Source organism: Mesorhizobium loti, from assembly GCF_013170705.1.
In the GTDB taxonomy this organism is placed as follows: Bacteria; Pseudomonadota; Alphaproteobacteria; order Rhizobiales; family Rhizobiaceae; genus Mesorhizobium; species Mesorhizobium loti_D.
Genome location: NZ_CP033334.1, coordinates 1,989,205 through 2,011,965 on the forward strand (window position 1 = coordinate 1,989,205; position 22,761 = coordinate 2,011,965).

General features: G+C 63.1%; 24 protein-coding genes and 1 tRNA gene. 13 read left to right on the plus strand and 12 right to left on the minus strand.

Features of this window, described 5'->3' with window-relative positions:
* Window positions 1-7 precede the first annotated feature (7 nt).
* The 4 genes from cdd to EB815_RS09760 form a co-directional block, all read right to left on the minus strand.
* Window positions 8-400, minus strand: coding sequence for a cytidine deaminase (gene cdd / locus EB815_RS09745; RefSeq protein ID WP_056577719.1), 393 nt, complete (start codon window positions 398-400; stop codon window positions 8-10).
* Window positions 401-568: 168 nt separating this feature from the next.
* Window positions 569-1,639 (minus strand): ABC transporter permease, encoded by a 1,071-nt coding sequence (locus tag EB815_RS09750; RefSeq protein ID WP_056577717.1) that lies wholly within the window; start codon window positions 1,637-1,639, stop codon window positions 569-571.
* Window position 1,640: 1 nt separating this feature from the next.
* Window positions 1,641-2,780 (minus strand): ABC transporter permease, encoded by a 1,140-nt coding sequence (locus EB815_RS09755; RefSeq protein ID WP_056577715.1) that lies wholly within the window; start codon window positions 2,778-2,780, stop codon window positions 1,641-1,643.
* On the minus strand, window positions 2,777-4,306 hold the full coding sequence (locus EB815_RS09760) for an ABC transporter ATP-binding protein (protein ID WP_056577713.1): 1,530 nt from the start codon (window positions 4,304-4,306) through the stop codon (window positions 2,777-2,779). Before EB815_RS09760 ends, EB815_RS09755 begins: the two co-directional genes overlap by 4 nt.
* 216 nt (window positions 4,307-4,522) lie before the next feature.
* Between EB815_RS09760 and EB815_RS09765 the strand changes: the two genes are divergently transcribed.
* Together EB815_RS09765 and EB815_RS09770 are read left to right on the plus strand one after the other, a co-directional pair.
* Window positions 4,523-4,732 (plus strand): SlyX family protein, encoded by a 210-nt coding sequence (locus EB815_RS09765; RefSeq protein WP_056577711.1) that lies wholly within the window; start codon window positions 4,523-4,525, stop codon window positions 4,730-4,732.
* Between the two features lie 16 nt (window positions 4,733-4,748).
* Window positions 4,749-5,135: a hypothetical protein gene (locus EB815_RS09770; protein WP_056577709.1), complete on the plus strand. Its 387-nt coding sequence runs from the start codon at window positions 4,749-4,751 to the stop codon at window positions 5,133-5,135.
* Between the two features lie 250 nt (window positions 5,136-5,385).
* On the opposite strand, the gene EB815_RS09775 is transcribed toward EB815_RS09770, so the two are convergent.
* From EB815_RS09775 to EB815_RS09790, 4 genes are all read right to left on the minus strand, one after another.
* Window positions 5,386-6,375 carry a BMP family lipoprotein gene (locus tag EB815_RS09775; protein ID WP_056577707.1) on the minus strand — a complete coding sequence of 330 codons (990 nt, stop codon included), beginning with the start codon at window positions 6,373-6,375 and terminating at the stop codon, window positions 5,386-5,388.
* A gap of 335 nt (window positions 6,376-6,710) precedes the next feature.
* Window positions 6,711-7,373, minus strand: a complete 663-nt coding sequence (msrA, locus tag EB815_RS09780; RefSeq protein ID WP_056577705.1) for a peptide-methionine (S)-S-oxide reductase MsrA — start codon at window positions 7,371-7,373, stop codon at window positions 6,711-6,713.
* Window positions 7,374-7,413: 40 nt separating this feature from the next.
* Complete coding sequence (locus tag EB815_RS09785) at window positions 7,414-7,737, minus strand: hypothetical protein (protein ID WP_056577703.1); 324 nt, start codon at window positions 7,735-7,737, stop codon at window positions 7,414-7,416.
* Between the two features lie 132 nt (window positions 7,738-7,869).
* The gene (locus tag EB815_RS09790) at window positions 7,870-8,553 is read right to left on the minus strand and encodes a hypothetical protein (RefSeq protein WP_244494147.1); all 684 of its coding nucleotides are present in this window, start codon (window positions 8,551-8,553) and stop codon (window positions 7,870-7,872) included.
* A 409-nt stretch (window positions 8,554-8,962) separates the two neighbouring features.
* Between EB815_RS09790 and EB815_RS09795 the strand changes: the two genes are divergently transcribed.
* Window positions 8,963-9,052: transfer RNA gene (locus tag EB815_RS09795), tRNA-Ser, on the plus strand.
* A 498-nt stretch (window positions 9,053-9,550) separates the two neighbouring features.
* Here EB815_RS09795 and EB815_RS09800 read toward each other — a convergent pair.
* On the minus strand, window positions 9,551-9,946 hold the full coding sequence (locus EB815_RS09800) for an ArsR/SmtB family transcription factor (protein ID WP_056577700.1): 396 nt from the start codon (window positions 9,944-9,946) through the stop codon (window positions 9,551-9,553).
* Between the two features lie 88 nt (window positions 9,947-10,034).
* Between EB815_RS09800 and EB815_RS09805 the strand changes: the two genes are divergently transcribed.
* Window positions 10,035-10,307, plus strand: coding sequence for a hypothetical protein (locus EB815_RS09805; protein ID WP_155772548.1), 273 nt, complete (start codon window positions 10,035-10,037; stop codon window positions 10,305-10,307).
* Window positions 10,308-10,449: 142 nt separating this feature from the next.
* Here EB815_RS09805 and EB815_RS09810 read toward each other — a convergent pair whose 3' ends face one another.
* The gene (locus tag EB815_RS09810; RefSeq protein WP_196772403.1) at window positions 10,450-11,049 is read right to left on the minus strand and encodes a class I SAM-dependent methyltransferase; all 600 of its coding nucleotides are present in this window, start codon (window positions 11,047-11,049) and stop codon (window positions 10,450-10,452) included.
* Between the two features lie 501 nt (window positions 11,050-11,550).
* Here EB815_RS09810 and EB815_RS09815 point away from each other — a divergent pair.
* The gene (locus EB815_RS09815; RefSeq protein WP_056577699.1) at window positions 11,551-11,853 is read left to right on the plus strand and encodes a DUF982 domain-containing protein; all 303 of its coding nucleotides are present in this window, start codon (window positions 11,551-11,553) and stop codon (window positions 11,851-11,853) included.
* A gap of 505 nt (window positions 11,854-12,358) precedes the next feature.
* On the opposite strand, the gene EB815_RS09820 is transcribed toward EB815_RS09815, so the two are convergent.
* Complete coding sequence (locus EB815_RS09820) at window positions 12,359-12,595, minus strand: DUF6894 family protein (RefSeq protein WP_056577695.1); 237 nt, start codon at window positions 12,593-12,595, stop codon at window positions 12,359-12,361.
* Between the two features lie 220 nt (window positions 12,596-12,815).
* Here EB815_RS09820 and EB815_RS09825 point away from each other — a divergent pair, with 220 nt between their 5' ends.
* Window positions 12,816-13,535, plus strand: coding sequence for a Crp/Fnr family transcriptional regulator (locus tag EB815_RS09825; protein WP_056577693.1), 720 nt, complete (start codon window positions 12,816-12,818; stop codon window positions 13,533-13,535).
* A gap of 186 nt (window positions 13,536-13,721) precedes the next feature.
* Here the strand turns inward: EB815_RS09825 and EB815_RS09830 are convergent, their stop codons facing one another.
* Entirely contained in the window at window positions 13,722-14,219 is a 498-nt protein-coding gene (locus EB815_RS09830; protein WP_056577945.1) for a ferritin-like domain-containing protein, read from the minus strand.
* Window positions 14,220-14,582: 363 nt separating this feature from the next.
* Between EB815_RS09830 and kdpF the strand changes: the two genes are divergently transcribed.
* The 7 genes from kdpF to EB815_RS09865 are packed head-to-tail and all read left to right on the plus strand — an operon-like array spanning window position 14,583 to window position 22,755.
* Window positions 14,583-14,672 carry a K(+)-transporting ATPase subunit F gene (gene kdpF / locus EB815_RS09835; RefSeq protein WP_019861144.1) on the plus strand — a complete coding sequence of 30 codons (90 nt, stop codon included), beginning with the start codon at window positions 14,583-14,585 and terminating at the stop codon, window positions 14,670-14,672.
* A gap of 20 nt (window positions 14,673-14,692) precedes the next feature.
* Complete coding sequence (gene kdpA, locus EB815_RS09840) at window positions 14,693-16,396, plus strand: potassium-transporting ATPase subunit KdpA (RefSeq protein ID WP_056577691.1); 1,704 nt, start codon at window positions 14,693-14,695, stop codon at window positions 16,394-16,396.
* A 7-nt stretch (window positions 16,397-16,403) separates the two neighbouring features.
* On the plus strand, window positions 16,404-16,613 hold the full coding sequence (locus tag EB815_RS09845) for a hypothetical protein (RefSeq protein ID WP_056577689.1): 210 nt from the start codon (window positions 16,404-16,406) through the stop codon (window positions 16,611-16,613).
* Entirely contained in the window at window positions 16,610-18,703 is a 2,094-nt protein-coding gene (kdpB, locus tag EB815_RS09850; RefSeq protein WP_056577687.1) for a potassium-transporting ATPase subunit KdpB, read from the plus strand. Before EB815_RS09845 ends, kdpB begins: the two co-directional genes overlap by 4 nt.
* Window positions 18,704-18,714: 11 nt before the next feature.
* Complete coding sequence (kdpC, locus tag EB815_RS09855; protein ID WP_056577685.1) at window positions 18,715-19,278, plus strand: potassium-transporting ATPase subunit KdpC; 564 nt, start codon at window positions 18,715-18,717, stop codon at window positions 19,276-19,278.
* A 58-nt stretch (window positions 19,279-19,336) separates the two neighbouring features.
* Complete coding sequence (locus EB815_RS09860) at window positions 19,337-22,066, plus strand: sensor histidine kinase (protein WP_056577683.1); 2,730 nt, start codon at window positions 19,337-19,339, stop codon at window positions 22,064-22,066.
* Window positions 22,066-22,755, plus strand: coding sequence for a response regulator transcription factor (locus EB815_RS09865; protein ID WP_056577682.1), 690 nt, complete (start codon window positions 22,066-22,068; stop codon window positions 22,753-22,755). The genes EB815_RS09860 and EB815_RS09865 overlap by 1 nt, the downstream gene beginning before the upstream one ends.
* The last annotated feature ends 6 nt before the right edge of the window (window positions 22,756-22,761 follow it).

The following is a 22,761-nucleotide window of genomic DNA, read 5'->3' on the forward strand; positions in this document are numbered from 1 at the left end:
GAGCCCGTCATTTCAAGATGTCGCCGCGAAAACCATAGGGCAGCATGTCGCCCATGGTCACGGTCTCGACGACGCCGGTGTTGTCGCAGAGGTAGAGTCTTGTGTCCGGCCGGCAGAACTCGGCCAGCCGCTGGCGGCAGCCGCCGCAAGGCGAGCATTTGGCCATGCGCTCGGCAAGGACGGCGATTTCGACGATCTTGCCGCCGCCAGCCATGATGTAGTGGCCTAGCGCCGTCGTCTCGGCGCACCAGCCCTCCGGATAGGAGGCAACCTCGATGTTGGCGCCGGTGAAGACGCGTCCGTCCTCGGTGCGCAAGGCGGCACCCACCGGAAATTTCGAGTAGGGCGCATAGGCCTTGGCCATGGCGGTCCTGGCCGCTTCGAACAGATCATGCGACATTTCAGTTGTTCTCTCCGATGATCGTGTCCAAAACCCGGCGCGTCCTTGCGCCGAGCCGTCGCTCCTTAAAGCGCGTCGCGTCGAAACGGATCCAGGCGACGCGATTCAACTCTTTGTCTTATGCAATGTCGTTCTCCCAAAACCGAGGTCACTCTTGGGCGACATGCATTAGCGCTCCTTGACATAGGGCACGCCGCCGGCGCGTGGCGGGATTGCCTTGCCGATGAAGCCGGCGAGCAGGATGACGGTGAGGATATAGGGCAGCGCCTGCATGAACTGCACCGGCACCTTGCCGATGATCGGCAGCGGCGAGCCCTGCAGGCGGATTGCCGCTGCATCGAGGAAGCCGAACAGCAGGCATGCGAACATGGCGTTGACCGGCTTCCATTTGGCGAAGATCAGCGCGGCGAGCGCGATGTAGCCCTTGCCGGCGGTCATGTCCTTCACGAAGCCGCCATTCTGCACCATCGACAGATAGGCGCCGGCGACGCCGGTCAGGACGCCGGTGCATATCAGCGCGCGATAGCGCAGCCAGGCGACCGAGATGCCGGCGGTGTCGACTGCGGCCGGGTTTTCGCCGACGGCGCGCAGCCTGAGGCCGAAGCGGGTGCGAAACAGCACCCACCAGGTGAACGGCACCATCGCGAAGGCGAAATAGACGAGGATGGAATGACCAAGCACAAGCTCGGCGAACACCGGGCCGAAGCCGGGGATCCTGGCGAGCGCATCGAACAGCAGCGCCGGCAGGTAAAGGATGAGCCCACGGATCGAAGCCAGGACATCGGCGAGGCTTGCGGTGCTGAAGCTGTAGGTGGACAGGAAGTTCGAGATCACATCAGCCGTTATCGATTCAAACCGTTCGCCCGGCTGCAGGGCCGGGGTGCGCCCGCCCTGCTGGAACCAGGCCTGGCCCAGGATGATGGTCGATCCGGCGGCGATGAAGTTGATGGCCACGCCGGACACGATCTGGTTGCCGCGATGGGTGATGGAGGCGAAGCCGTGCACCATGGCGAAGGCGACCGAGATCAGGATGGCCATGCCAAGGCCGAGAAAGGCCGAATGGAAGACCGAGGCCGCGGCGGCCCCGGCGAAGGCGCCGACCAGCATCTTGCCTTCCAGACCGATGTCGAAGATGCCGGACCGCTCGGAGAAGAGGCCGGCAAGGCAGGCGAGCAGCAGCGGCACCGAAAGGCGGATGGTGGAGTCGAGGACCTGGACGACAGCGTTGAGAAGATCCATCTCAGGCGCCCTTTCCCTTGACCGCTTCCATGCCGACCGACCGCGGACTGAACGAGGCGAACAGCGCCTGGATGTAGGGCCTGAACATGTGTTCGAGCGCGCCGGCGAACAGGATCACCAGCCCCTGGATAATGACGATCATGTCGCGGCTGATCGCCGGCATCTCGAAGGCGAGTTCGGCGCCGCCCTGATAGAGCATGCCGAACAGGATCGCCGCCAACACGATGCCGACCGGGTGCAGGCGCCCCATCAGCGCCACGGCAATGCCGACGAAGCCGGCGCCGGAGACGAAGTCGATGGCGACATTGTGCTGGTCGCCCATCACCGGATTGAGCGCCATCATGCCGGCCAGCGCGCCCGAGATCATCATCGCGGTGATGATGATGCGGGTTTCCGAGATGCCGGCATAGCGCGCCGCCTTGGGGCTGTGGCCATAGGTGCGCATCTCGTAGCCGAGCCTGGTGCGCCAGATCAGCAGCCAGACCAGGAAGGCCATGACCAGCGCCAGCAGGAAGGTGACGTTGAGCGGCGCCGAGCGGATCTTGGCGCCGAACAGTTCGATGATCCAGTTGAGCTTCGGCAGTTCGGCGCCGGCGAGGAAGTTGCGGGTTTGCGGAGCTTGCGATCCGGCCGGCTTCAACGGCCCGACCAGCAGGTAGACCATGATCGAGGCGGCGATGAAGTTGAACATGATGGTGGTGATGACGATGTGCGAACCGCGCCTGGCCTGCAGATAGGCGGGAATCAGCGCCCACAGGGCGCCCACGAGCGCCGATGCGACGATGGCCAGCGGGAAGGTCAGCCACCAGGGCAGCACGCTGTCGAAGGACAGGCAGACGATGGCGATGCCGAGACCGGCAATGTAGGCCTGTCCCTCGGTGCCGATGTTGAACAGGCCGCAATGCGCCGCCACCGCCACCGAAAGCCCGGTGAAGATGAAGGTGGTGGCGTAGAACAGGGTGAAGGCAATGCCTGTCCCCTTGCCGAAAGCGCCCTCGACCAGGATGACCGCGGCGCGAAACGGGTTTTCGCCGACCAGAACCACGACGAAGCCGGCAACGACGAAGGCAACGAAGAGATTGATCACCGGGATCAGGCCATAGTCGGCCCAGGCCGGCAGTTTGGCGTAAGGCGTGCTCATGCGGCGGCCTCCTGCTCGACACCTGCCATCAGCAGGCCAAGCTCACCCTCGGTCGCCTCCGGACCGCGCTCGCCGACGATGCGGCCGGCAAACATCACCAGGATGCGGTCGGAGAGCGAGCGGATCTCGTCGAGCTCGACCGACACAACCAGCACCGCCTTGCCCTGGTCGCGCATGGCGATCAGGCGCTTGTGGATGAATTCGATGGCGCCGACATCGACGCCGCGCGTCGGCTGGCCGACGATCAGCACGCCGGGATCCTGTTCCATCTCCCGCGCCAGCACTATCTTCTGCTGGTTGCCGCCGGAGAAATTGGCGGTCTTGAGGCGCGGATTGCCCGGACGGATATCGTATTTCTCGATCTTGTCCCTGGCATCGGCCATGATGGCATCGACGTTGAGGAACGGTCCTTTGAGATAGCGGGGGTCGTCGTGATAGCCGAGGATCGAATTCTCGTGCTCCTCGAAGGCCAGCACCAGGCCGACATGGTGGCGATCCTCCGGCACGTGGGCCAGCCCCCGGTCGCGCAGTTCGCCCGGATCGGCCGCGCCGGTCAGGTCGATCGGCTTGCCGTCGAGCATGACCGAGCCGGAAACGGCGCGCCTGATGCCGGAAATCGCCTCCAGCAGTTCGGATTGACCATTGCCGGCGACACCGGCAATGCCGACGATCTCGCCGGCGCGCACGTCGAAGGAGATGTCGTCGACCATGGTGACGCCGCGCGTATCCTTGACCGTCAGCTTGTCGACCGCGAGCTTGACGGCGCCGGCTTGCGCCTCGCCCTTCTCGACCCTCAAGAGCACGCGCCGCCCGACCATCAGTTCGGCCAGTTCCTCGACAGTGGTCTTCTTCGTCTCCCTGGTCGCCACCATCGTGCCCTGGCGCATCACCGACACGGTGTCGGTGATGGCCATGATCTCGCGCAGCTTGTGGGTGATCAGCACCACCGTCTTGCCCTGTTCCTTCAACTGCCTGAGGATGCGGAACAGGTGGTCGGCCTCGGCCGGCGTCAACACGCCCGTCGGCTCGTCGAGGATCAGGATCTCGGCGCCGCGATAGAGTGCCTTGAGGATCTCGACGCGTTGCTGCAGGCCGACCGGCAGTTCCTCGATGATGGCGTCTGGATCGACCTCCAGCCCGTATTCGCGCTCCAGCCGCTCCAGTTCCGAACGCGCCTTGGCGATGCTGCTCTTCAGAAGCGCATCGTTCTCCGCGCCGAGGATGATGTTTTCCAGCACCGAGAAGTTGTCGACCAGCATGAAATGCTGGTGCACCATGCCGATGCCGAGCGCGATGGCGTCATTGGGCGTCTTGATCGAAGCCGGCTTGCCGCCGACATGGATCTCGCCGCTGTCGGCCTGATAGAAGCCATAGAGGATCGACATCAGCGTCGACTTGCCGGCGCCGTTCTCTCCGACAATGCCGTGGATGGTGCCGCGCGCGATCTCCAGATTGATGTCGCGGTTGGCGCGAACCGCGCCAAAACTCTTGTTGATGCCAATCAGTTCGATTGCCGCTTGCACCATGCAGCCTTGTCCCACTCTTATTTTTTTATCGCTTGGTCAAAATGCCTAGCATGACGCTCCGCTCATGCCAATTGGCCCGAGCGGAGCCCACTCTCGACAAATCCCCGCGCGCTTGTCAATTTCGAACGTGGCCGACGCTCTCACATTCGCTAATATGGCGAAGCCGATTTGACACTTGTGGCGCAAGGCATCGCGGTACAGAACTGGGGACTTTGCATGACCATGCCCGCCGACCGGCTGACGACGCTGGAAATCCGCGCCGCCGAGCAGGAGAAGACCATCGAGGAATTGTCGGGCCAGATCGCCGAGCAGTGGACGGTGATCGAGCGCATGCAGCGCAAGCTCGATGCCCTGACCGAGCGTTTCCTGGCGTTGGAGGAACAGGCGGCGCCCGACGTGCCCGTGACCAAGCCGCCGCATTGGTAGGGGAGGGGCGGGAGCCATGGCCAGTGAAAGCGATCGCATCGCACGGGCCGGCGACTATGTGCTCGGCCTGATGAACGATGCCGAGCGTGAACGGGCAGAGCGCGATCTGGAGATCGATCCTGCCTTCCGCGACGCGGTGGTGCGGCTTGCCGAACGCATGCATATCTTCGACCGCGCCACGCCGCCGGGCGGCGACGATCGGTGGCGGCTGGTCTCGCAACGCATTGCCGAACTGCCGCAGATGCGCGGTCATGACGAGGCAAAACCTTCGGCGATGATCCGCGGGCTGGAGCGCAGGCCTTACGGCGTTGGCTTGCATTCGCTTGGCGACCAGCGCGGCATCGTCACCGCCATCGCGCTGATCGTTGTCTTCGCGCTCGGCTATCTGCTGGGCCAACTATAGGCCGAGTTCGCGCCATAAGCAGCACTGGGTGACCGTCCTGCTCGAGCACCTCGACCCCTACCCAACCGAGCCCGGCGCAGAATTCACGCGCTTCCGGCTACAGAGGCAGAGCCTCTCCGCACCGATCGACCCGCGCTCGGTCATGGGTTCCATGATCGGCGTCACTCTTGCCTCGGTGCGCCCGTCAGGGTCTTCCAGAAGCAAAACCGCCGGGACAAGGCCCGGCGGTTCGCAAATTGGTGTCTGCCGATCAATAGGGGCAGGCGTTGTCGGCCGTGTAGTCGTGCACCTGGATCTTGCCGGCGATGATGTCGGCCTTGGCCTTTTCGACGGCGGCCTTCATCTCGTCGGTCACCAGCGCCTTGTTGTTGTCGTCCATGGCGTAATCGACGCCGCCTTCCTTGAGGCCGAGGTTCTCGAGGCCGCCCTTGAAGGTGCCGTTCTTGCCGTCCATGAAGGCGGTGTAGACGGCAACGTCGACGCGCTTCATCATCGAGGTCAGCACCTTGCCGGGCTGCAGGCCGTTCTGGTTGGAATCGACGCCGATGCCGAGCTTGCCGGCATCAGCCGCCGCCTGCAGCACGCCGACGCCGGTGCCGCCGGCCGCGGCGTAGACCACGTCGGAGCCCTGATCGATCTGCGTCTTGGCGATTTCGCCGCCCTTGGCCGGATCGTTCCAGGCAGCCGGCGTGTCGCCGGTCATGTTCTGGATGACTTCGGTCGCGCCGGCCGCCTTGGCGCCGCCGACATAGCCGCATTCGAACTTGCGGATCAGCGGGATGTCCATGCCGCCGATGAAGGAGACCTTCTTGGATTTCGATGCCATCGCAGCCATGATGCCGACGAGGTAGGAGCCTTCGTTCTCCTTGAATACCAGCGAACGGACATTGGGCAGGTCGACGGCATCGTCGATGATGGCGAAGTTGAGATCGGGATATTCGGCCGCGACCTTCTTCAGCGCGTCCTCCCAGGCGAAGCCGGCCATGACGATCGGGTTGTGGCCGTCCTCGGCGAAGCGGCGCAGCGCCTGCTCGCGCTGCGAGGCGTTGGACACCTCGAACTCGACATAGGGCGTGCCGGTCTCGGTCTTGAACTTCTCGGCGCCATGGTAGGCAGCCTCGTTGAAGGATTTGTCGAACTTGCCGCCCAGATCATAAAGGATGGCAGGCTGGACATCGGCGGCGAAAGCCGGAAGAACCATTGCGGTTGCGGCCAGGAGGCCGAGAACGATACGTTTCATGTGATCCACACCCTGTCGGTTATTTTTTCCGTTACGCCCCGCCTGCCCGCCCGGTTCCGCGGCAGGCATGCGACGTCAGCCAGGAGTGTATTTCCTCCCGCTCGGCGGCAATCTGGCACGGCCCGAAACAAAATTCACGCGGAATTTTGACCTTTTGGAAAAGCGTGCCACGGGCAGGCCGTGCCGCGGTCCGATCCTTGCGCGATAGAGCGGTTCGCCGTTTCACGGATACGCCGAACCGCCCTAACTTTTTGTTTTGACGCAATTCCCAGGCAAAACGCCATGCGCTTTGCCTGGGAAAAACCGCCTCGCACTTCCTGGAATTGCTCTGGCCGTCAGGAAGTGGCGGCCGGCATGGCGCAGCCGATGCCGGTGCCCTTGAGGTTGCAGTAGCCGTGAGGGTTTTTCGCCAGATATTGCTGATGGTCGGCTTCGGCGAAGTAGAAGGCGGGCGTCGGCGCGATCTCGGTGGTGATACCGCCGTGGCCGGCATTCCGCAGCGAGGCCTGGTAGGCCTCGCGCGAGGCGCCCGCCGCCTGGAATTGCGCATCGCCCGATGTATAGATCGCGGAGCGGTAGGCGGTGCCGACATCATTGCCCTGGCGCATGCCTTGGGTCGGGTCGTGGCTTTCCCAGAACAGCCGCAGAAGGTCGGCATAGGAGACGGTTTGCGGGTCGAAGACGACCAGCACCACTTCCGCATGGCCGGTCAGACCGGTGCAGGTCTCCTGATAGGTCGGATTGGGCGTGATGCCGCCGGCGTAGCCGACCGCCGTGACCCAGACGCCGTCGGTCTGCCAGAACAGGCGCTCCGCGCCCCAGAAGCAGCCAAGCCCGAACATCGCCGTCTCCAGCCCATCGGGATAGGGGCCCTTGAGCGGCCGTTTGGAAACAAAGTGCCTGGGCGCGGTCGCGATCGCCTTGGCGCGGCCGGGCAGCGCCTCGGACGGCTTCGGCAGATTGAGTTTCCGGTTCAGCATGTCGCTCAGAAAGAACATGCGCGGCCTTCCTTCCCTTGGGAGTGATGCGGGAAATCGATCAATTGGCGGCGAACTGGCCCGTGCGCCGCTGGCGCCTGTAGCCGATGGCGTAAAGCAGGAAGGCCAGCACCGCGAACACGGCAAAGCCCGGCTGGTTGAGCACCCAGGCGACGGCGCCATCCCAAAGAAGCGGGCCGGCCTTGGCGCGGACAAAGGTTTCGGCCGCCGCCCGCGTGTCCGGCGAGACGGCCAGCCAGCTGGCGTTGAGCGGGGTCAGCACAAGGGCCGAAGCCGCCACCGTGCGCGTCGTGTCGAGCACCGCCATGATGACGGAGACCGACAGCGCGACCATGGCGGCAAGACGAAAAATGAATCGAAACATCAAGCTCTCCCCCGGCCGATCCCAGACGCTTTGCCTGGGATCTCCGGCACGTGTCCCGAAACGAGAAATAGAATGCGCGCGACTTGCCCGCAACCGCGATACGCGAATTTGAAGGTTCGGGCCTGCCGCCCCCTACGCCATGGGCTTGCGCCTGCGCCGGTGAACGAACCAGACGGCGAGAATGCCGCCGCCGATCGCGCCAACCACCAGCCCGGCCAGGCCGATGAAGGCGGCGAAATAGCCGCAGCCACCCTCGAAGCAGCTGACCTCGGCGACCTCGGCGATCACAGAACCGGCGAAGAAGCCGCCCAGGGCGCCGACCACGGCGCCGAGGATGATGCCGAGCAAGGCGGCGACAATCGAAACGAAGACCGGCGGTGCCTCGGTTTGCGGCTTGGCATAAACGGTCTCGGCGCCGGAGCCGCGGCGCAGCAGGTAGATGCAAAGCAGGCCGATGCCGATCTCGATGGCGGTGATGCTCAGGCCCCTGGCGGAGAAGACGAAATCCGGCACGGTAAGCACATAGGCCTGCCTTGCCAGCAGCCAGACGATGGTGGCGGCCTGCCAGATGGTGAAATGGCGTGGAAATCGCGCCGAACGGCCAAGGGCGAGGCCGAGCAGATAAAGCCCCCACAGGATGGTGATGACATTGGCGACAAGCCCGCCAAGGAGGAAATAGAAGATCTTGTCCGGCAGGCCGGAATTTCCGACCAGCCACCAGGCCGACGCCAGGCCATAGACCGACCACGCCATGACGAAGATGAGCCAGCCCACGGGGACGTAGGACAGGTCGTTGCCCGGGCGCCCGGCCGGCATCTGTCCACTGCCCGGTTGCTCGGCTGATGTCATGTCCGGACGATGCCCCCCCCCCCCCGCAAAGCCTCTGCTTCACTCGACAGGCGGCCGGCGGCGAAGTCAAGCACGGCCAGCCTTACTGCCTTGCCTGTGCACATCATTCGCGGCGCGGGCGTCCCGAAAACGGGAGCGACAGCGGCCTTGCGAAACACCATGTGGCCGGCAAAGCGAATAGACTGCCGTTATGGCTTGGCATTCGGCGCGGGATCGACTAGATGAGCCCCGCGCCTGTTGCTTTGACGGCTCAGGTGCCGGGAAGGATGTCCACTGGTTGGGCGGCATCCATGGCGCGGACATTCCGCACCGAAGCCCCAAGGGAGAGCATCTCCCCAACCCGCGCGGCGAAACCGGCCGGCGCGAAGGCAAGGACGGAGAGGTGGCCGAGTGGTTGAAGGCGCACGCCTGGAAAGTGTGTTTACGGGAGACCGTAACGCGGGTTCGAATCCCGCTCTCTCCGCCATTCCACAGGAACCGCGAGCCGTGGCCGTCGAAGTAGACGGTGTTTCGGTCCCACCAAGAATTCGAGCTTCGCTGTGAATGATCGATACCGCGAGCGCGGCTCTTGGCAATTCCAGGCATTGCCTTCGGCCGGAAATCCGCGCCAACCGTGATGAAGCCGCCAGCAGCAAGCATCAATAGCAGCCCAAAAACGCAAAAGGCCCGCCGACCGGAGCCGGCGGGCCTTCAATGGCTTGCTTTCGGCGGTCAGCCAACCGGCGGTGTGATCGAAGGGCCCGATGCGGCAGTGACGATCGAAAGGCGCTCACGTTTCGTGATCACGGGCTTTTCGTAGATTTTCCTCATTCCTAGAACCCCTTGGACGTCGGTGAAATTGCCTGCGCGGCTACCGCCGCCAAACGCTCACGTTTGGTCAGTATCGGCTTCTCGTAAGCTTTCTTCATGGGAATCCCCCGTTTATCCCTCAAGCCGGCAACGTGCCTTGCTCCAACCAAAATTGTCAACCCGCCGGATTTGAGGGTGTCCCGGGAAGCATGTCGTTTCGGGCTAGGTTATCCAGCAGCCGGATGACAGCCTTGGCGTCCTCCGACTTGCAGGAATAGTAATGCCAGGTGCCTTCGGCGCGGCATTCCACAATCCCGTGTTCGACAAGCACGCTGAGATGTTTTGAAAGGGTGGTCTGACTGCCGCCCACCCGGGAGACCAGGTCGGTCACCGTTCTTTCCTGATCCACCAGATGAATAACTATCAACAGGCGCTTGTCCTGCGCCAGGACAGCAACCCACCGTGCCGCGACGCCCGCCTGCTTGCGGAGCGTAAGGCGTTTGGTCCGGCGCCACCGCAGAGCGGGGTTTGCCCTGATTTCCGCAAGTCTTTGCCTGACGTATGAGGCCATTTTTATGTCCCTGCCCGCAGCGGAGCAAAATCGTTGCCCCGGCTTCCCGAGTCAACAAGCGTCAAAAAGGCCCGCTGCCGGATAGGTAATGGCAGCGGGCCAGGGTCTGAGTGCTGGGATCAACCAGCATATGTCAACGAGCCGCCGAGGAGTTGGTTGCCACTACCACCGCAACCCAACAAGCCGAATCGGCCATTCCCCTTTCGGCATGCAGGCCTATGTCTCCAAGCAGTCCTATTCAGCCCGAGCGTCGTTCATGCCTGCTCCTCGTCGTCTAATGGAATACGCGGCAATCATTGCGCTGATCGCGCTGGCGATATGGTTCGCGGTCGAAAATTGGCTACCTGAACAGATGATGTGAGGTGCTACCCGCAGTGCGCGCCAGATGGCCTTAGCAGCACCATTCTTCACGCTTGTGATATCGTCGCAGGTCAGCCGAAAGGGGTTGGCTCCTCGGTCAATGTTGGGGATACGCGTGGGCCATCTGACGCCTGGCCGGTTGATCAGCGATCAAGGGAGCGAGCCCGTTTGGCAAAGCGAGCAAGCCAGCGATCAAACCTCGTTTCCGGCCGCGTTGGTTGGATTGCCGTCCTGTCTGCCTTGGCCGACGCAGGTTTTGTGCAGACGATCAGGTCCGTGTATTCGCCAAGGATGCCGTGCGTGCGATCGGCGAAACGATACACGCGAACGTCGAATGGCGCCCATTCCGCGATGGCCAGATGCAGATCGTAGCCATAGTCGACGGTCACGATCGAACCTTCGTTGCTAACCGGATTTCCGTGGATTTCCGGCTCCTTCAAATGCTCTCTCGTTCCATCCCCATGCTGGATGAACCTCCGTTCCCACGCGCTGGTCTGAGACTTCCGGACCGGAAAGGTACAGATGTAAATTCCGCCGGGTCTCAGAGTTCTGAAGACCTCGGAAACTACCTTGTCCGGATGATATACGTGCTCCATCACGTCGAGCGTCACCGTGATATCAAAGCTGCAATCATCAAAAGTCAGATTTTCGAGATCCTCGTTGCGGACCCCCTTGTGCATCGAGCCAAATGGCTGGTCCGGGAAGTATTGAGACGCAATGTAGTGTCGTGCGTCACGTTTCATGACCACCGATATGCCCCTGCTTACGGGCGAAGACTCATGGATATGCAAACCCCGCCAGTCGGGTCTTTGCTCGTTGAGGACGAGCGCCAGTGCTCGTTCCCGTGGGATTGATCCCTGCGGGCAGGAAGTGCAAACCAAATTGTCACGCAGCCAGGCGCCCTTTGCCACAAATTCCGTGTTTTTCTGGCAAATCGGGCAAAACCCGGAAATTGTCCAAGCCTGAAAGTCCCTCATGGTTGTCGATAGCCGATAGCTGGCGACATCTCAACCGGGTGTACGGGCCAGGCCAGTTGGGCGGAGGTTCGCATACTGGGGTGGGGGGCATCGCGCCTGACCGGCGCGAACGGTGGCTGGCGACAAGCGGCAAGCGGGCAACCGCCGTTTTTCGACCGGCAATTCCTGCCCCCGGAACCTCTTGGCCCTCCGCGCGTTTCATGGCGTCCCATTCGTGGACCAGCCCGGATAACTCTCCTGGCGCTGCGACAATCAGGAGCCCGCTTCATGCACGACAAGCTGTTTCATTCACCGGTCGCACTGACCGTCGGCCTCGGCTTCAAGCGCGAGATTGCCTCGTTGGCCGAAATGCACGATTTCCTGACCAATTGGACAACCTCGCGCCGCGGTCCCCTCCATCGCAATGCGGTGGAAGCGTGCGGCCTCGCGCTGGAAGGCTGTATCACCAGGGATGAGGCGCGCCATGCGCTCGTCGAATTCGCGAAAGCCACCGGCATCCTCTGGCCGGAGATCGAGCCGGTCATCGTGGCGCGCGCCGTCGCGCGCGGCTATGGCGGCTACGCCGCCTGAGTTCGAGGCCGCCTCCGTTATGGTGGCCAATTCCGCATGGATCATCATGGAAAGCCCGGCTTGGCCCTCCCGAGCCGGGCTTTCGTCTTTGCCACGCGAAGATCGCAAAGATCACAGTTATTCATCGATTAAGGTCGCGCGGCGCCTTCGTGCATCAACCTTTCGAATGTTCGTCCCGGCGCGTCGGCTTGGGCCTCGCCAAATCGGGCCCCGGCGCTGACTGCGCCGCAAGACGCAATTCTCTCAACCTGGCTGTCTTTGCCTCGCGAGCCGCGCGCTCGGCGTCAATCACGATCTGCGATTCGCGCTTGGCGCGCTCGTCACGCTGGGTGTCGACCTTTGCACGGACCATGTGCTGCTACCTCCATCCCACGGGGCGTTGGTTCGGAACAATCGCCGCCTCCATCATCTGCCGGCTCCGCATGGTGCAGCGTTGCGGCCAGGGTCGCGATTACAAATGATGGTCGGTACACTTTTTGCCATCAATGCCTGAAGCCGAGAGCTGTCAGTCACACCACCCGGACGAGACGACGAGTGACGCCTGGAAGATCTGGCGTCCGCCTTCGTCGCGTACCTTGACCGTGATGGCGGTGTGGTCGTTTTCGATAATCTCGTCGCGGACGATGTCGGGCAGGATGCGGATTGCCTCGCGCCGCATGCGCTCGCGCGTTTCGAAGACCTGGCCGTCATCATCCACCGTGAGACCATCGCCATTGTAGAGGTCAAGATAATATCGAGGCATGATGGGGTGGACCTCAGGCTGATGAAATGGCGAGATATTCAATCGACAATTCGCAGACTGGGCAGTTGTTCCATCAGCGGCGGCATTTGCCGTGGAACAAGCGGCCCTAACAAATGTTAATGCCTGACAGCGGCCAAAGGCTTAGTGCATCCCGAGCCGCCTTTGCTCCCGACAGAACACGTGGCGATCGGCTTCTGAAGCCCTTTCGCCGGAGATTGCGGTGCTTGAATCCCTCTACCTCAACCTGGGCCAGCATGACGCACTGTCAGACGCCGAGAAGGCGCTGCTGGCCGGCGCCATGACCTTCGAACGGCATTTCGCCACCGGCCAGGACATCGTCGCTTCCGGGTCGCGGCCGACCTACTCGACTTTAATCCTTGACGGGCTGGCGGCGCGCTACAAGGTGCTGGAGAATGGCGGCCGGCAGTTCACCTCGTTGCAGGTGCCCGGCGACTTCGTCGATCTTCACGCCTTCCTGCTGAAGACCATGGATCACGGCATCGTCGCGTTGTCGCCTTGCCATGTCATGTTCGCCGATCACGCCCGGCTTCGCACCATCACCGAGCAGGCGCCGCACCTGACACGGCTGTTATGGCTGGACACGCTGGTCGACGGCGCCATCCACCGCGAATGGATCGTCGCCATGGGGCGGCGCTCCAAGACCTCGCATCTGGCCCATCTCGTCTGTGAGCTTTTCGTTCGGCTGCAAGTGGTGCAGCGGACCAACGGAATGAGCTTCCACCTGCCGCTCTCGCAAGCAGAGATGGCCGACGTGCTTGGCTTGTCGGTGGTGCACATGAACCGGGTCATCGGCGCTCTGCGAAAGGTCGGCGTTGTCAGCTGGGCAAACCACACGGTGACCATTCTCGACTGGCACCGGCTGCAGGAGATCGCCGAGTTCGATCCAACCTACCTCAGCATGATGCGGGAACCGCGCTAAAGGCATGTCGATGTCCAGGTGAGGCCGGCCTGCAAAGGATGGCTTTCAGCGCTCCCGGTGCCCAAGTGCTTCAAGCACGCTCCGCCCCGGTTCTCGAAAACCACCGCTTTCGGCGCGGCCTGACCTTTAATCTCACACCCTCGGGTAATCTCCCACGCCTCGGGGCTGCCTCCGATCCTTGGGGGTCTATGCTGCTTCCGCCGCGACGTTGACCGCCGACTCCGCAATCTGCGTCAACGCCTCATCAGTCGTCTTCTCTTCCTTCAGCGTTGCTTCAAGGAGTGCCACGGCTTCGTTCAGGCCGAGTTCACCGGCCCACGTCCTCAGCGTGCCATAGCGTGAGATCTCATAGTGTTCGACCGCCTGCGCGGCGGCCAGCAGACCGGCGTCGAGCGCGGGCGATCCCTTGTACTCCTCCATGATTTCGGCGCCTTCCTCGGTGATGCCCATGATGGCCGCACAGGTCTTGCCGACCGGCTTCTTGCCGATGACGCCGAAGACTTTCTCCAGCCTCGCAACATGGCCCTCGGTCTCGGTCCGGTGCTTTTCAAAGGCGGCCTTCAATTCGGCGCTCTGCGCGGCCTTCGCCATTTTCGGCAGCGTCGCCAGTATCTTTTTTTCGGCGAAATAGATGTCCTTCAACGTGTCGTGAAAGAGGTCGTCGAGCATTTTCTGCTTTGCCATTGTCATCTCCTTTGGTGATCCCCTCAAGGTCGACAATCTCCGGCCGCAGGATTCGTTCCCGCCGTTGCAAACGGAAAACCTTTATAAAATTCCTATTTCTTTTCGCCCTTGGCCGTCTCGAACCTTTATGGCGATCGGGTCCATATTCCGCATTGGAAAACGTCGAACGCCGTCACCGCTCAAAGTGAAGGCGCTCCGTTTCACGTAATTGTCCACCTGCTCCAGCAGGCGAGCAGTGGAAAAAATGGAAGCAAGGAAGAAGCATAATGGACATCATTGTTATCGGGATAGGGGTTTTGTTCTTTGCCCTGTCCCTAGTCTACGTCAAAGCCTGCGACAGAATTTGAGCTGAAGGGTCGGATCATGCTTTTCGATTACATCCTCGGTGGCGGCGTGACCTTGTTCCTGCTCGCCTACCTCACATACGCCCTGGTTCGTCCAGAACGCTTCTGAAGGCACGGAAAGCCACAGCCATGACACTCAACGGTTGGATACAGATCCTGGTCTTCTGCGGGATCATCGCTTTGCTGACGAAGCCGCTTGGCTTCTACATGCACCGCGTCTTCAACGGCGATCGCACGCTGCTTTCACCGATCTTCGGCCCGCTCGAGCGCGGGCTTTACCGCATTTGCGGAACCAGCGAACGCGAGGAACAGCACTGGACCAGCTATGCGGTGGCCCTGCTGCTCTTCAACCTTGCCGGCTTCCTGGTGCTCTACTTCCTGCAGCGCCTGCAGGGCAGCCTGCCCTACAACCCGGCCGGCATGAGCGCGGTCGACCCGGCGCTGGCCTTCAACACCGCCGCCAGCTTCGTCACCAACACCAACTGGCAGAACTATGGCGGCGAAAGCACCATGTCCTATCTCGTGCAGATGGCCGGGCTGACCGTTCAGAATTTCGTTTCGGCGGCCACCGGCATCGCGATTGCGGTTGCACTGATCCGCGGATTTGCTCGTGCCTCCGGCAAGTCGATCGGCAATTTCTGGGTCGACATGACCCGCTGCACGCTCTACCTGCTGCTGCCGCTGTGCATCGTGCTGACGCTTGTCTATGTCTGGCTCGGGATGCCGCAGACGCTTGGGCCTTACGTCGACGCCACCACGCTGGAAGGCGCCAAGCAGACGATCGCTCTCGGCCCGGTCGCCTCCCAGGTTGCCATCAAGATGCTCGGCACCAATGGTGGCGGGTTCTTCAATGCCAATGCGGCCCATCCGTTCGAAAATCCCGACGCGATTTCCAATCTGATCCAGGTGGTGACCATCTTCGCGCTGGGTGCCGCGCTGACCAACGTCTTCGGCCGCATGGTCGGCAACCAGCGCCAGGGCTGGGCGATCCTCGCCTCCATGGGCGTGCTGTTCATCGTCGGCGTCGCCGTCTGCTACTGGGCGGAGGCCGCGGGCAATCCGCTGGTCCATGCGCTGGGCATCGACGGCGGCAACATGGAAGGCAAGGAAACCCGCTTCGGCATCGCGCTGTCGGCGCTGTTCGCTGTCGTCACGACGGCCGCATCATGCGGTGCCGTCAACGCCATGCATGACAGCTTCACCGCCCTTGGCGGCATGATCCCGCTCATCAACATGCAACTCGGCGAAGTCATCGTCGGCGGCGTCGGCGCCGGCTTCTACGGCATCCTGATGTTCATCGTGGTCGCCGTCTTCGTTGCCGGCCTGATGGTTGGCCGCACGCCCGAATATCTCGGCAAGAAGATCGAGGCCAAGGAGGTCAAGATGGCGATGCTGGCCATACTGTGCCTGCCGCTGGCGATGCTGATCTTCACGGCGATCGCCGTTGTCCTGCCCAGCGCCGTGGCTTCGATGGCCAATGGCGGCCCGCACGGCTTCTCCGAAGTGCTCTATGCCTACACCTCGGCCGCGGCGAACAACGGTTCGGCCTTTGGCGGCCTCACCGGCAACACGCCCTGGTACAACATCACCATCGGCATCGGCATGCTGATGGGCCGCTTCCTGGTCATCATCCCCGCGCTTGCCATCGCCGGCGCGCTGGCGGCCAAGAAGACGGTGCCCGCCTCGGCCGGCACGTTCCCGACAGACGGTCCTCTGTTCGTCGGGCTGCTGGTCGGCGTCATCGTCATCGTCGGCGGCCTGACCTTCTTCCCGGCGCTTGCCGTCGGACCGATCGTCGAGCACCTGGCGATGATCCACGGGCAGACCTTCTGAGGCGATCATGCCCTGGTTCAACACCATGCGCCGCAGGACCCGGCCGCCAGCCGGCAGCGAGGGGGAGGCGAAGCCTCCTCCCTTCCCGACCGTGTCCACATTCCTGGGCATTGCGGCGGTCATGATCGTGATCTGGCTGCTGGTCTACGGCCCACCCTTTTCGGCATCCAACCGACCGGTGCCGCCCACCAACACTGAAGCCGGAGCTTCAAAATGAGTCACACAAAATCGGCCAGCATCATGGATGCCGGCATTCTCTGGCCCGCCATTGGCGGTGCCTTCCGCAAGCTCGACCCGCGCACGCTGGCTCGCAATCCGGTGATGTTCGTCGTCGCCGTCGTCTCGGCGCTGACATCGGTGTTGTTCATCAGGGATCTCATCATCGGCGGCGGCGATCTGCGCTTTACATTGCAGATCATCATCTGGCTGTGGTTCACGGTGCTGTTCGCCAATTTCGCCGAAGCCGTCGCCGAGGGGCGCGGCAAGGCCCAGGCGGATTCGCTGCGCAAGGCACGCACCGAGACCCAGGCCAAGCTTCTGGCCGGCGAGGACCGCGCCAAGTTCAGGCTGGTGCCCGGCACCAGCCTGAAGGTCGGCGACATTGTCCTGGTCGAGGCCGCAGACATCATCCCGTCCGACGGCGAAGTGGTGGAAGGCGTCGCCTCGGTCAACGAGGCGGCGATAACCGGCGAGTCCGCGCCGGTCATCCGCGAATCCGGCGGCGACCGCTCAGCGGTAACCGGCGGCACGCAGGTGCTGTCCGACTGGATCCGCGTGCGCATCACCGCCGCAGCCGGCCACACTTTCCTCGACCGCATGATCTCGCTGGTCGAAGGTGCCGAGCGCCAGAAGACACCGAACGAGATCGCGCTCAACATCCTGCTGGTCGGCATGACGCTGATCTTCGTTCTGGCCACGGCGACGATTCCGAGCTTTGCCTCCTATTCCGGCGGCTACATCTCGGTGACCGTGCTCGTTGCCCTGTTCGTCACCCTGATCCCGACCACAATCGGTGCGCTGTTGTCGGCCATCGGCATTGCCGGCATGGACCGGCTGGTGCGCTTCAATGTGCTCGCCATGTCTGGCCGTGCCGTGGAGGCCGCCGGCGACGTCGACACGCTGCTGCTCGACAAGACCGGCACGATCACGCTCGGCAACCGCCAGGCGACGGAATTCCGCCCGGTCAAGGGTGTCACCGAACAGGAACTGGCCGACGCCGCGCAGCTTGCCTCGCTCGCCGACGAGACGCCGGAAGGCCGTTCGATCGTCGTGCTGGCCAAGGAGAAATACGCCATCCGCGCCCGCGACATGGCGACCTTGCACGCCACCTTCGTGCCCTTCACCGCGCAGACCCGGATGAGCGGCGTCGACATCGATGGCTCCTCGGTTCGCAAGGGCGCGGTCGATTCCGTGCTTGCCCATGTCAACCAGTCGTCGTCAGCCAGCCACGCGACGCGGCCGAACAGCGACACGATCAGGGATCTGCAGGCGATCGCCGACGAGGTCGCCAAGTCCGGCGGCACGCCGCTGGCGGTCGAGCGGGACGGGCGCCTGCTCGGCATCGTGCACCTCAAGGACATCGTCAAGGGCGGCATCCGCGAGCGTTTCGCCGAGCTGCGCAAGATGGGCATCCGCACGGTGATGATCACCGGCGACAACCCGATGACGGCGGCGGCAATCGCGGCGGAGGCCGGCGTCGACGATTTCCTTGCCCAGGCGACGCCAGAGGACAAGCTGAAGCTGATCCGGGACGAGCAGGCCAAGGGCAAGCTGGTTGCCATGTGCGGCGACGGCACCAATGACGCGCCGGCGCTGGCGCAGGCCGATGTCGGCGTCGCCATGAACACCGGCACGGTGGCGGCGCGCGAAGCCGGCAACATGGTCGACCTCGACAGCGATCCGACCAAGCTGATCGAGATCGTCGAGATCGGCAAGGCGCTGCTGATGACGCGCGGCTCGCTGACCACCTTCTCGATCGCCAACGACGTGGCCAAGTATTTCGCCATCATCCCGGCCATGTTCGCCGTCTTCTACGTCGCGCCCGGCCAGACGACCGGCCCGCTGCAGGCGCTCAACATCATGCATCTGGCAACGCCGCAGAGTGCCATCCTGTCAGCCATCATCTTCAACGCGCTGATCATCATCGCGCTGATCCCGCTGTCGCTGCGCGGCGTCAAATACCGGGCGATCGGCGCCGGAGCGCTGCTCAGCCGCAACCTTCTCGTCTACGGCCTTGGCGGCATCATCGTGCCGTTCGTCGGCATCAAGATAATCGACATGGCCGTCACGGCCCTTGGCCTCGCATAAGGATCATTCCGATGCTCAAGCAAATCAGACCCGCGATCATCATGATCGTCTTCTTCACCGTGCTGACCGGCCTGGTCTATCCCCTGGGCATGACCGGCATCGCCCAGGCGCTGTTCCCGCGACAGGCCAATGGCAGCCTGATCGAGAGGGACGGCAAGGTCATCGGCTCCGAGCTGATCGGACAGGCCTTCGCCAGCGACAAATATTTCCATGGCAGGCCTTCGGCCGCTGGCAACGGCTATGATGCCGGCGCCTCCAGCGGTTCCAATCTCGGCCCCACCAACCCGAAGCTGATCGAGCGCATCAAGGGTGATGCCGAGAAGCTGAAGGCGGAGAATCCGAACCAGCCCGTGCCGATGGACCTGGTGACGACGTCCGGCAGCGGCCTCGATCCGCAGATCAGCCCGCTGGCCGCCTATTTCCAGGTGCCGCGCGTGGCCAAGGCCAGGGGCCTCGACGAGGCCAAGGTCAAGGCGCTTGTCGACGGCCAGGTCGAGGCAAGGGAACTCGGTTTCATGGGAGAGCCGGCGGTCAATGTGCTGGCGCTCAACATGGCGCTGGATGCGGCGAAATAAGTGATGGCCGGCACCGGGGATCGACAGCATCCCCGGCGCCATTCATGATCGGTTCTTGATGCCGGAAGAAAGAAGCAGCGAAAACAGACCTTCCCCCGACGCGCTGCTCGAGCATGCCGAGCGGGAGGGGCGCGGCCGTCTGCGGATATTCCTCGGTGCCGCGCCCGGTGTCGGCAAGACCTACGAAATGCTGATGTCGGGCCGCGCCAGGCTGACCGACGGCATCGATGTGGTGATCGGCATCGTCGAGACGCATGGCCGCAGGGAAACCCAGGCCCTGGTCGAGGGGTATGAAGTCATTCCCCGCCGCAAGGTCGACTACAAGGGGCGCATCCTCGAGGAGATGGATATCGACGCCATCCTGGCCCGGCGTCCGGCGCTGGTTCTCGTCGACGAACTCGCCCACACCAATGCTCCGGGCAGCCGTCACCCCAAGCGCTATCTCGACGTCCAGGAGATCCTGGCGCGAGGCATCGACGTGTATACGACGCTCAACATCCAGCATGTCGAAAGCCTGAATGACGTCGTGGCGCAGATCACGCGGGTCAGGGTGCGTGAAACGGTTCCCGATTCCATCATCGACCAGGCCGATGATGTCGAAATCATCGATCTGACGCCCGACGACCTGATCAAGCGGCTGGAGGAGGGCAAGGTCTATTTTCCCAACACCGCGCAGCGCGCCATCGAGAATTATTTCTCGTCAGGCAATCTGACGGCACTGCGGGAACTGGCGCTGCGCCGCACGGCCCAGCGCGTCGACGAGCAATTGCTCAATCACATGCAGTCCCATGCCATCCAGGGCCCCTGGGCCGCGGGCGAGAGGGTGCTCGTCTGCGTCGACGCAAGACCGGGCGGCGCGGCCCGCATTCGCTACGCACGCAGGCTGGCCGACCGGCTTCGCGCGCCATGGACGGCGCTTCATGTCGATACGCCTCGCTCGGCCGGCATGTCCGAGGAAGACAAGGACCGGCTCGCCACGCTCCTGCGCCTTGCCGAGCAACTCGGCGCCGAGGTGACGACCATTCCCGGCCAGAATGTCGCGCAGGATATTGTGCGCCATGCGACGGCGAACAATTTCACCCATATCGTGGTCGGGAGGCCGACGCGGTCGCGTTGGCGCGAGCTGATCGAGGGCTCGCTTACCTATGACCTGATCCGCAATGCCGGCGACATCAGCGTCCACGTCATTTCGGGAACCGAGCGGGATGCCGAGGCTAGTTCGAGAAGCGTCAGGGCGGCCGACGAGCAATGGCAATTCCAGATATGGCCCTATCTCAAGGCTACGGGGTTTGTCGCCGGCTCGCTCGCCTTCGCCGCCCTGCTCGACCAGTTTCTCGACGTTCGCAACCTCGCCATCATCTTCCTCATCGGGGTGCTGACATCGGCGGTGACCGGCGGTCTCTGGCCGGCTCTCTATGCCTGTGTCGCCAGCGCCCTTGCCTTCAACTATTTCTTCCTCGAGCCACGCTATACGCTGACGATCCGGGATCCGGAGAGCATTGTCGCGCTTGGCGTGTTCCTGGTCGTAGCCGTCATCGCCTCCAACCTGACGGCGCGCGTGCAGCGCCAGGCGGTCGCCGCCCGCTCACGGGCGCGGGCGACGGAAGATATCTATCTCTTCTCCAAGAAGCTCGCCGGCGCCGGCACGCTCGACGATGTGCTGTGGGCCACCGCCTTCCAGATCGCCTCGATGCTGAAGCTGCGCGTGGTGCTGCTGCTGCCGGAAGACGGCTCGATCACCGTCAAGGCCGGCTATCCGCCCGACGACACGCTGGCGGAGGCCGACATTGCCGCGGCCCGCTGGGCATGGGAGCACAACCGCGCCGCCGGGCGCGGCGCCGACACGTTGCCCGGCGCCAAGCGCCTCTACCTTCCCTTGCGCACGGGGCGCACCGCGATCGGTGTCGTCGGCCTCGACAATGACAAGCAAGGCCCGCTGCTGACGCCCGAGCAACAGCGCCTGCTCGATGCGCTGGCCGACCAGGCGGCGGTGGCGATCGAACGCATCCAGCTCGTCGCCGATGTCGATCGGGCCAAGCTCGCGGCCGAAGCCGACCGGCTGCGCTCGGCTTTGCTGACCTCGATTTCGCATGATCTGAAAACGCCGCTCTCAGCCATCATGGGAGCGGCCGGCACCCTCAAGGAATTCGCGCCCGATCTGCCCGAGCAGGACCGGGCGGAGCTTCTGTCGACGGTGATCGACGAATCGGAGCGGCTGAATCGCTTCATCGCCAACCTGCTCGACATGACCAAGATCGAATCCGGTGCGATGGAGCCGAATTACGCCCTCCACTATGTCGGCGATATCGTCGGCACGGCGCTCAACCGCGCCCGCAAGATCACCAGTGAACACAAGATCGAGGTCGACATTCCATCCGATCTGCCGATGCTGAAGCTCGATCCCGTGCTGTTCGAACAGGTTCTGTTCAATCTTCTCGACAATGCGTCGAAATATTCGCCGCCCGGCTCGACGATCCGCGTGCAGGGGTGGGCAGACAATGGGTCCGTCATCGTGCAGATCATCGATGAGGGACCGGGCATCCCGGCGCAGGACCTGGAACGCGTCTTCGACACTTTTTATCGGGTGCGCAAGGGTGACCAGGTGCGCGCCGGCACCGGGCTTGGCCTGTCGATCTGCCGTGGCTTCGTCGAATCGATGGGTGGCACGATCTCGGCCGCCAACCGGACCGACCGCCCCGGTGCCGCGTTCACCATCAGGATGCCGGTGCCGGCGGAGGGGCCCGATGCCGACAATCGTGGCGAAGAAGGCAGTATGGATCAGCCGTGATGACCAACTCGAATGTCAGGATACTGGTTGTCGATGACGAGCCGCCGATCCGCAAGCTGCTGCGGGTCGGGCTCGGCAGCCAGGGCTATTCGGTCAGCGAGGCGCCGAACGCCAAGGTGGCGATCGAGCTGATGGAACAGGAAAAGCCGGACCTGGTGCTGCTCGACCTCGGCCTGCCCGGCATGGGCGGGCACGATCTCCTGCGCAAATGGCGTGACGAGGGCGTCGACATTCCCGTCGTCATCCTCTCCAGCCGCACCGATGAGGCCGGTATCGTCAACGCGCTGGAACTCGGCGCCGACGACTATGTCACCAAGCCATTCGGCATGAACGAACTGGTGGCGCGCATCCGCGTGGCGCTGCGGCACAAATTTCAGCAGCAGGGCGAGAAGCCGGTTTTCCAGAGCGGCGACCTCAGCGTCGATCTGGTCAAGCGCATCGTCAAGGTCGAGGGCAAGGAGATAAAGCTCTCGCCGAAGGAATACGACATATTGCGCATCCTGGTGCAGCATGCCGGCAAGGTGCTGACCCATCATTTCATCCTGAAGCAGATCTGGGGGGACTCGACCGATGTCCAATATCTCAGGGTCTATGTCAGGCAGCTCAGGCAGAAGATCGAGAAGACCCCGGACCAGCCACGCTACATCACCACCGAGACCGGCGTTGGCTATCGTTTGCGGGTCGAGTAGGCCGAT

Excerpts from the sequence above, each read along its gene's own strand:
- EB815_RS09800 (WP_056577700.1), bottom strand. The coding sequence starts at position 9,946 with ATGGCCTCATACGTCAGGCAAAGACTTGCGGAAATCAGGGCAAACCCC.
- msrA (WP_056577705.1), bottom strand. The coding sequence starts at position 7,373 with ATGTTCTTTCTGAGCGACATGCTGAACCGGAAACTCAATCTGCCGAAG.
- EB815_RS09755 (WP_056577715.1), bottom strand. The coding sequence starts at position 2,780 with ATGAGCACGCCTTACGCCAAACTGCCGGCCTGGGCCGACTATGGCCTG.
- EB815_RS09860 (WP_056577683.1), top strand. The coding sequence starts at position 19,337 with ATGCCGGAAGAAAGAAGCAGCGAAAACAGACCTTCCCCCGACGCGCTG.
- EB815_RS09760 (WP_056577713.1), bottom strand. The coding sequence starts at position 4,306 with ATGGTGCAAGCGGCAATCGAACTGATTGGCATCAACAAGAGTTTTGGC.
- EB815_RS09750 (WP_056577717.1), bottom strand. The coding sequence starts at position 1,639 with ATGGATCTTCTCAACGCTGTCGTCCAGGTCCTCGACTCCACCATCCGC.
- kdpF (WP_019861144.1), top strand. The coding sequence starts at position 14,583 with ATGCTTTTCGATTACATCCTCGGTGGCGGCGTGACCTTGTTCCTGCTC.
- EB815_RS09770 (WP_056577709.1), top strand. The coding sequence starts at position 4,749 with ATGGCCAGTGAAAGCGATCGCATCGCACGGGCCGGCGACTATGTGCTC.
- cdd (WP_056577719.1), bottom strand. The coding sequence starts at position 400 with ATGTCGCATGATCTGTTCGAAGCGGCCAGGACCGCCATGGCCAAGGCC.
- EB815_RS09765 (WP_056577711.1), top strand. The coding sequence starts at position 4,523 with ATGACCATGCCCGCCGACCGGCTGACGACGCTGGAAATCCGCGCCGCC.
- EB815_RS09820 (WP_056577695.1), bottom strand. The coding sequence starts at position 12,595 with ATGCCTCGATATTATCTTGACCTCTACAATGGCGATGGTCTCACGGTG.
- EB815_RS09790 (WP_244494147.1), bottom strand. The coding sequence starts at position 8,553 with ATGCCGGCCGGGCGCCCGGGCAACGACCTGTCCTACGTCCCCGTGGGC.
- EB815_RS09785 (WP_056577703.1), bottom strand. The coding sequence starts at position 7,737 with ATGTTTCGATTCATTTTTCGTCTTGCCGCCATGGTCGCGCTGTCGGTC.
- kdpA (WP_056577691.1), top strand. The coding sequence starts at position 14,693 with ATGACACTCAACGGTTGGATACAGATCCTGGTCTTCTGCGGGATCATC.
- kdpB (WP_056577687.1), top strand. The coding sequence starts at position 16,610 with ATGAGTCACACAAAATCGGCCAGCATCATGGATGCCGGCATTCTCTGG.
- EB815_RS09805 (WP_155772548.1), top strand. The coding sequence starts at position 10,035 with ATGGCAGCGGGCCAGGGTCTGAGTGCTGGGATCAACCAGCATATGTCA.
- EB815_RS09775 (WP_056577707.1), bottom strand. The coding sequence starts at position 6,375 with ATGAAACGTATCGTTCTCGGCCTCCTGGCCGCAACCGCAATGGTTCTT.
- EB815_RS09810 (WP_196772403.1), bottom strand. The coding sequence starts at position 11,049 with ATGAAACGTGACGCACGACACTACATTGCGTCTCAATACTTCCCGGAC.
- kdpC (WP_056577685.1), top strand. The coding sequence starts at position 18,715 with ATGCTCAAGCAAATCAGACCCGCGATCATCATGATCGTCTTCTTCACC.
- EB815_RS09815 (WP_056577699.1), top strand. The coding sequence starts at position 11,551 with ATGCACGACAAGCTGTTTCATTCACCGGTCGCACTGACCGTCGGCCTC.
- EB815_RS09865 (WP_056577682.1), top strand. The coding sequence starts at position 22,066 with ATGACCAACTCGAATGTCAGGATACTGGTTGTCGATGACGAGCCGCCG.
- EB815_RS09845 (WP_056577689.1), top strand. The coding sequence starts at position 16,404 with ATGCCCTGGTTCAACACCATGCGCCGCAGGACCCGGCCGCCAGCCGGC.
- EB815_RS09830 (WP_056577945.1), bottom strand. The coding sequence starts at position 14,219 with ATGGCAAAGCAGAAAATGCTCGACGACCTCTTTCACGACACGTTGAAG.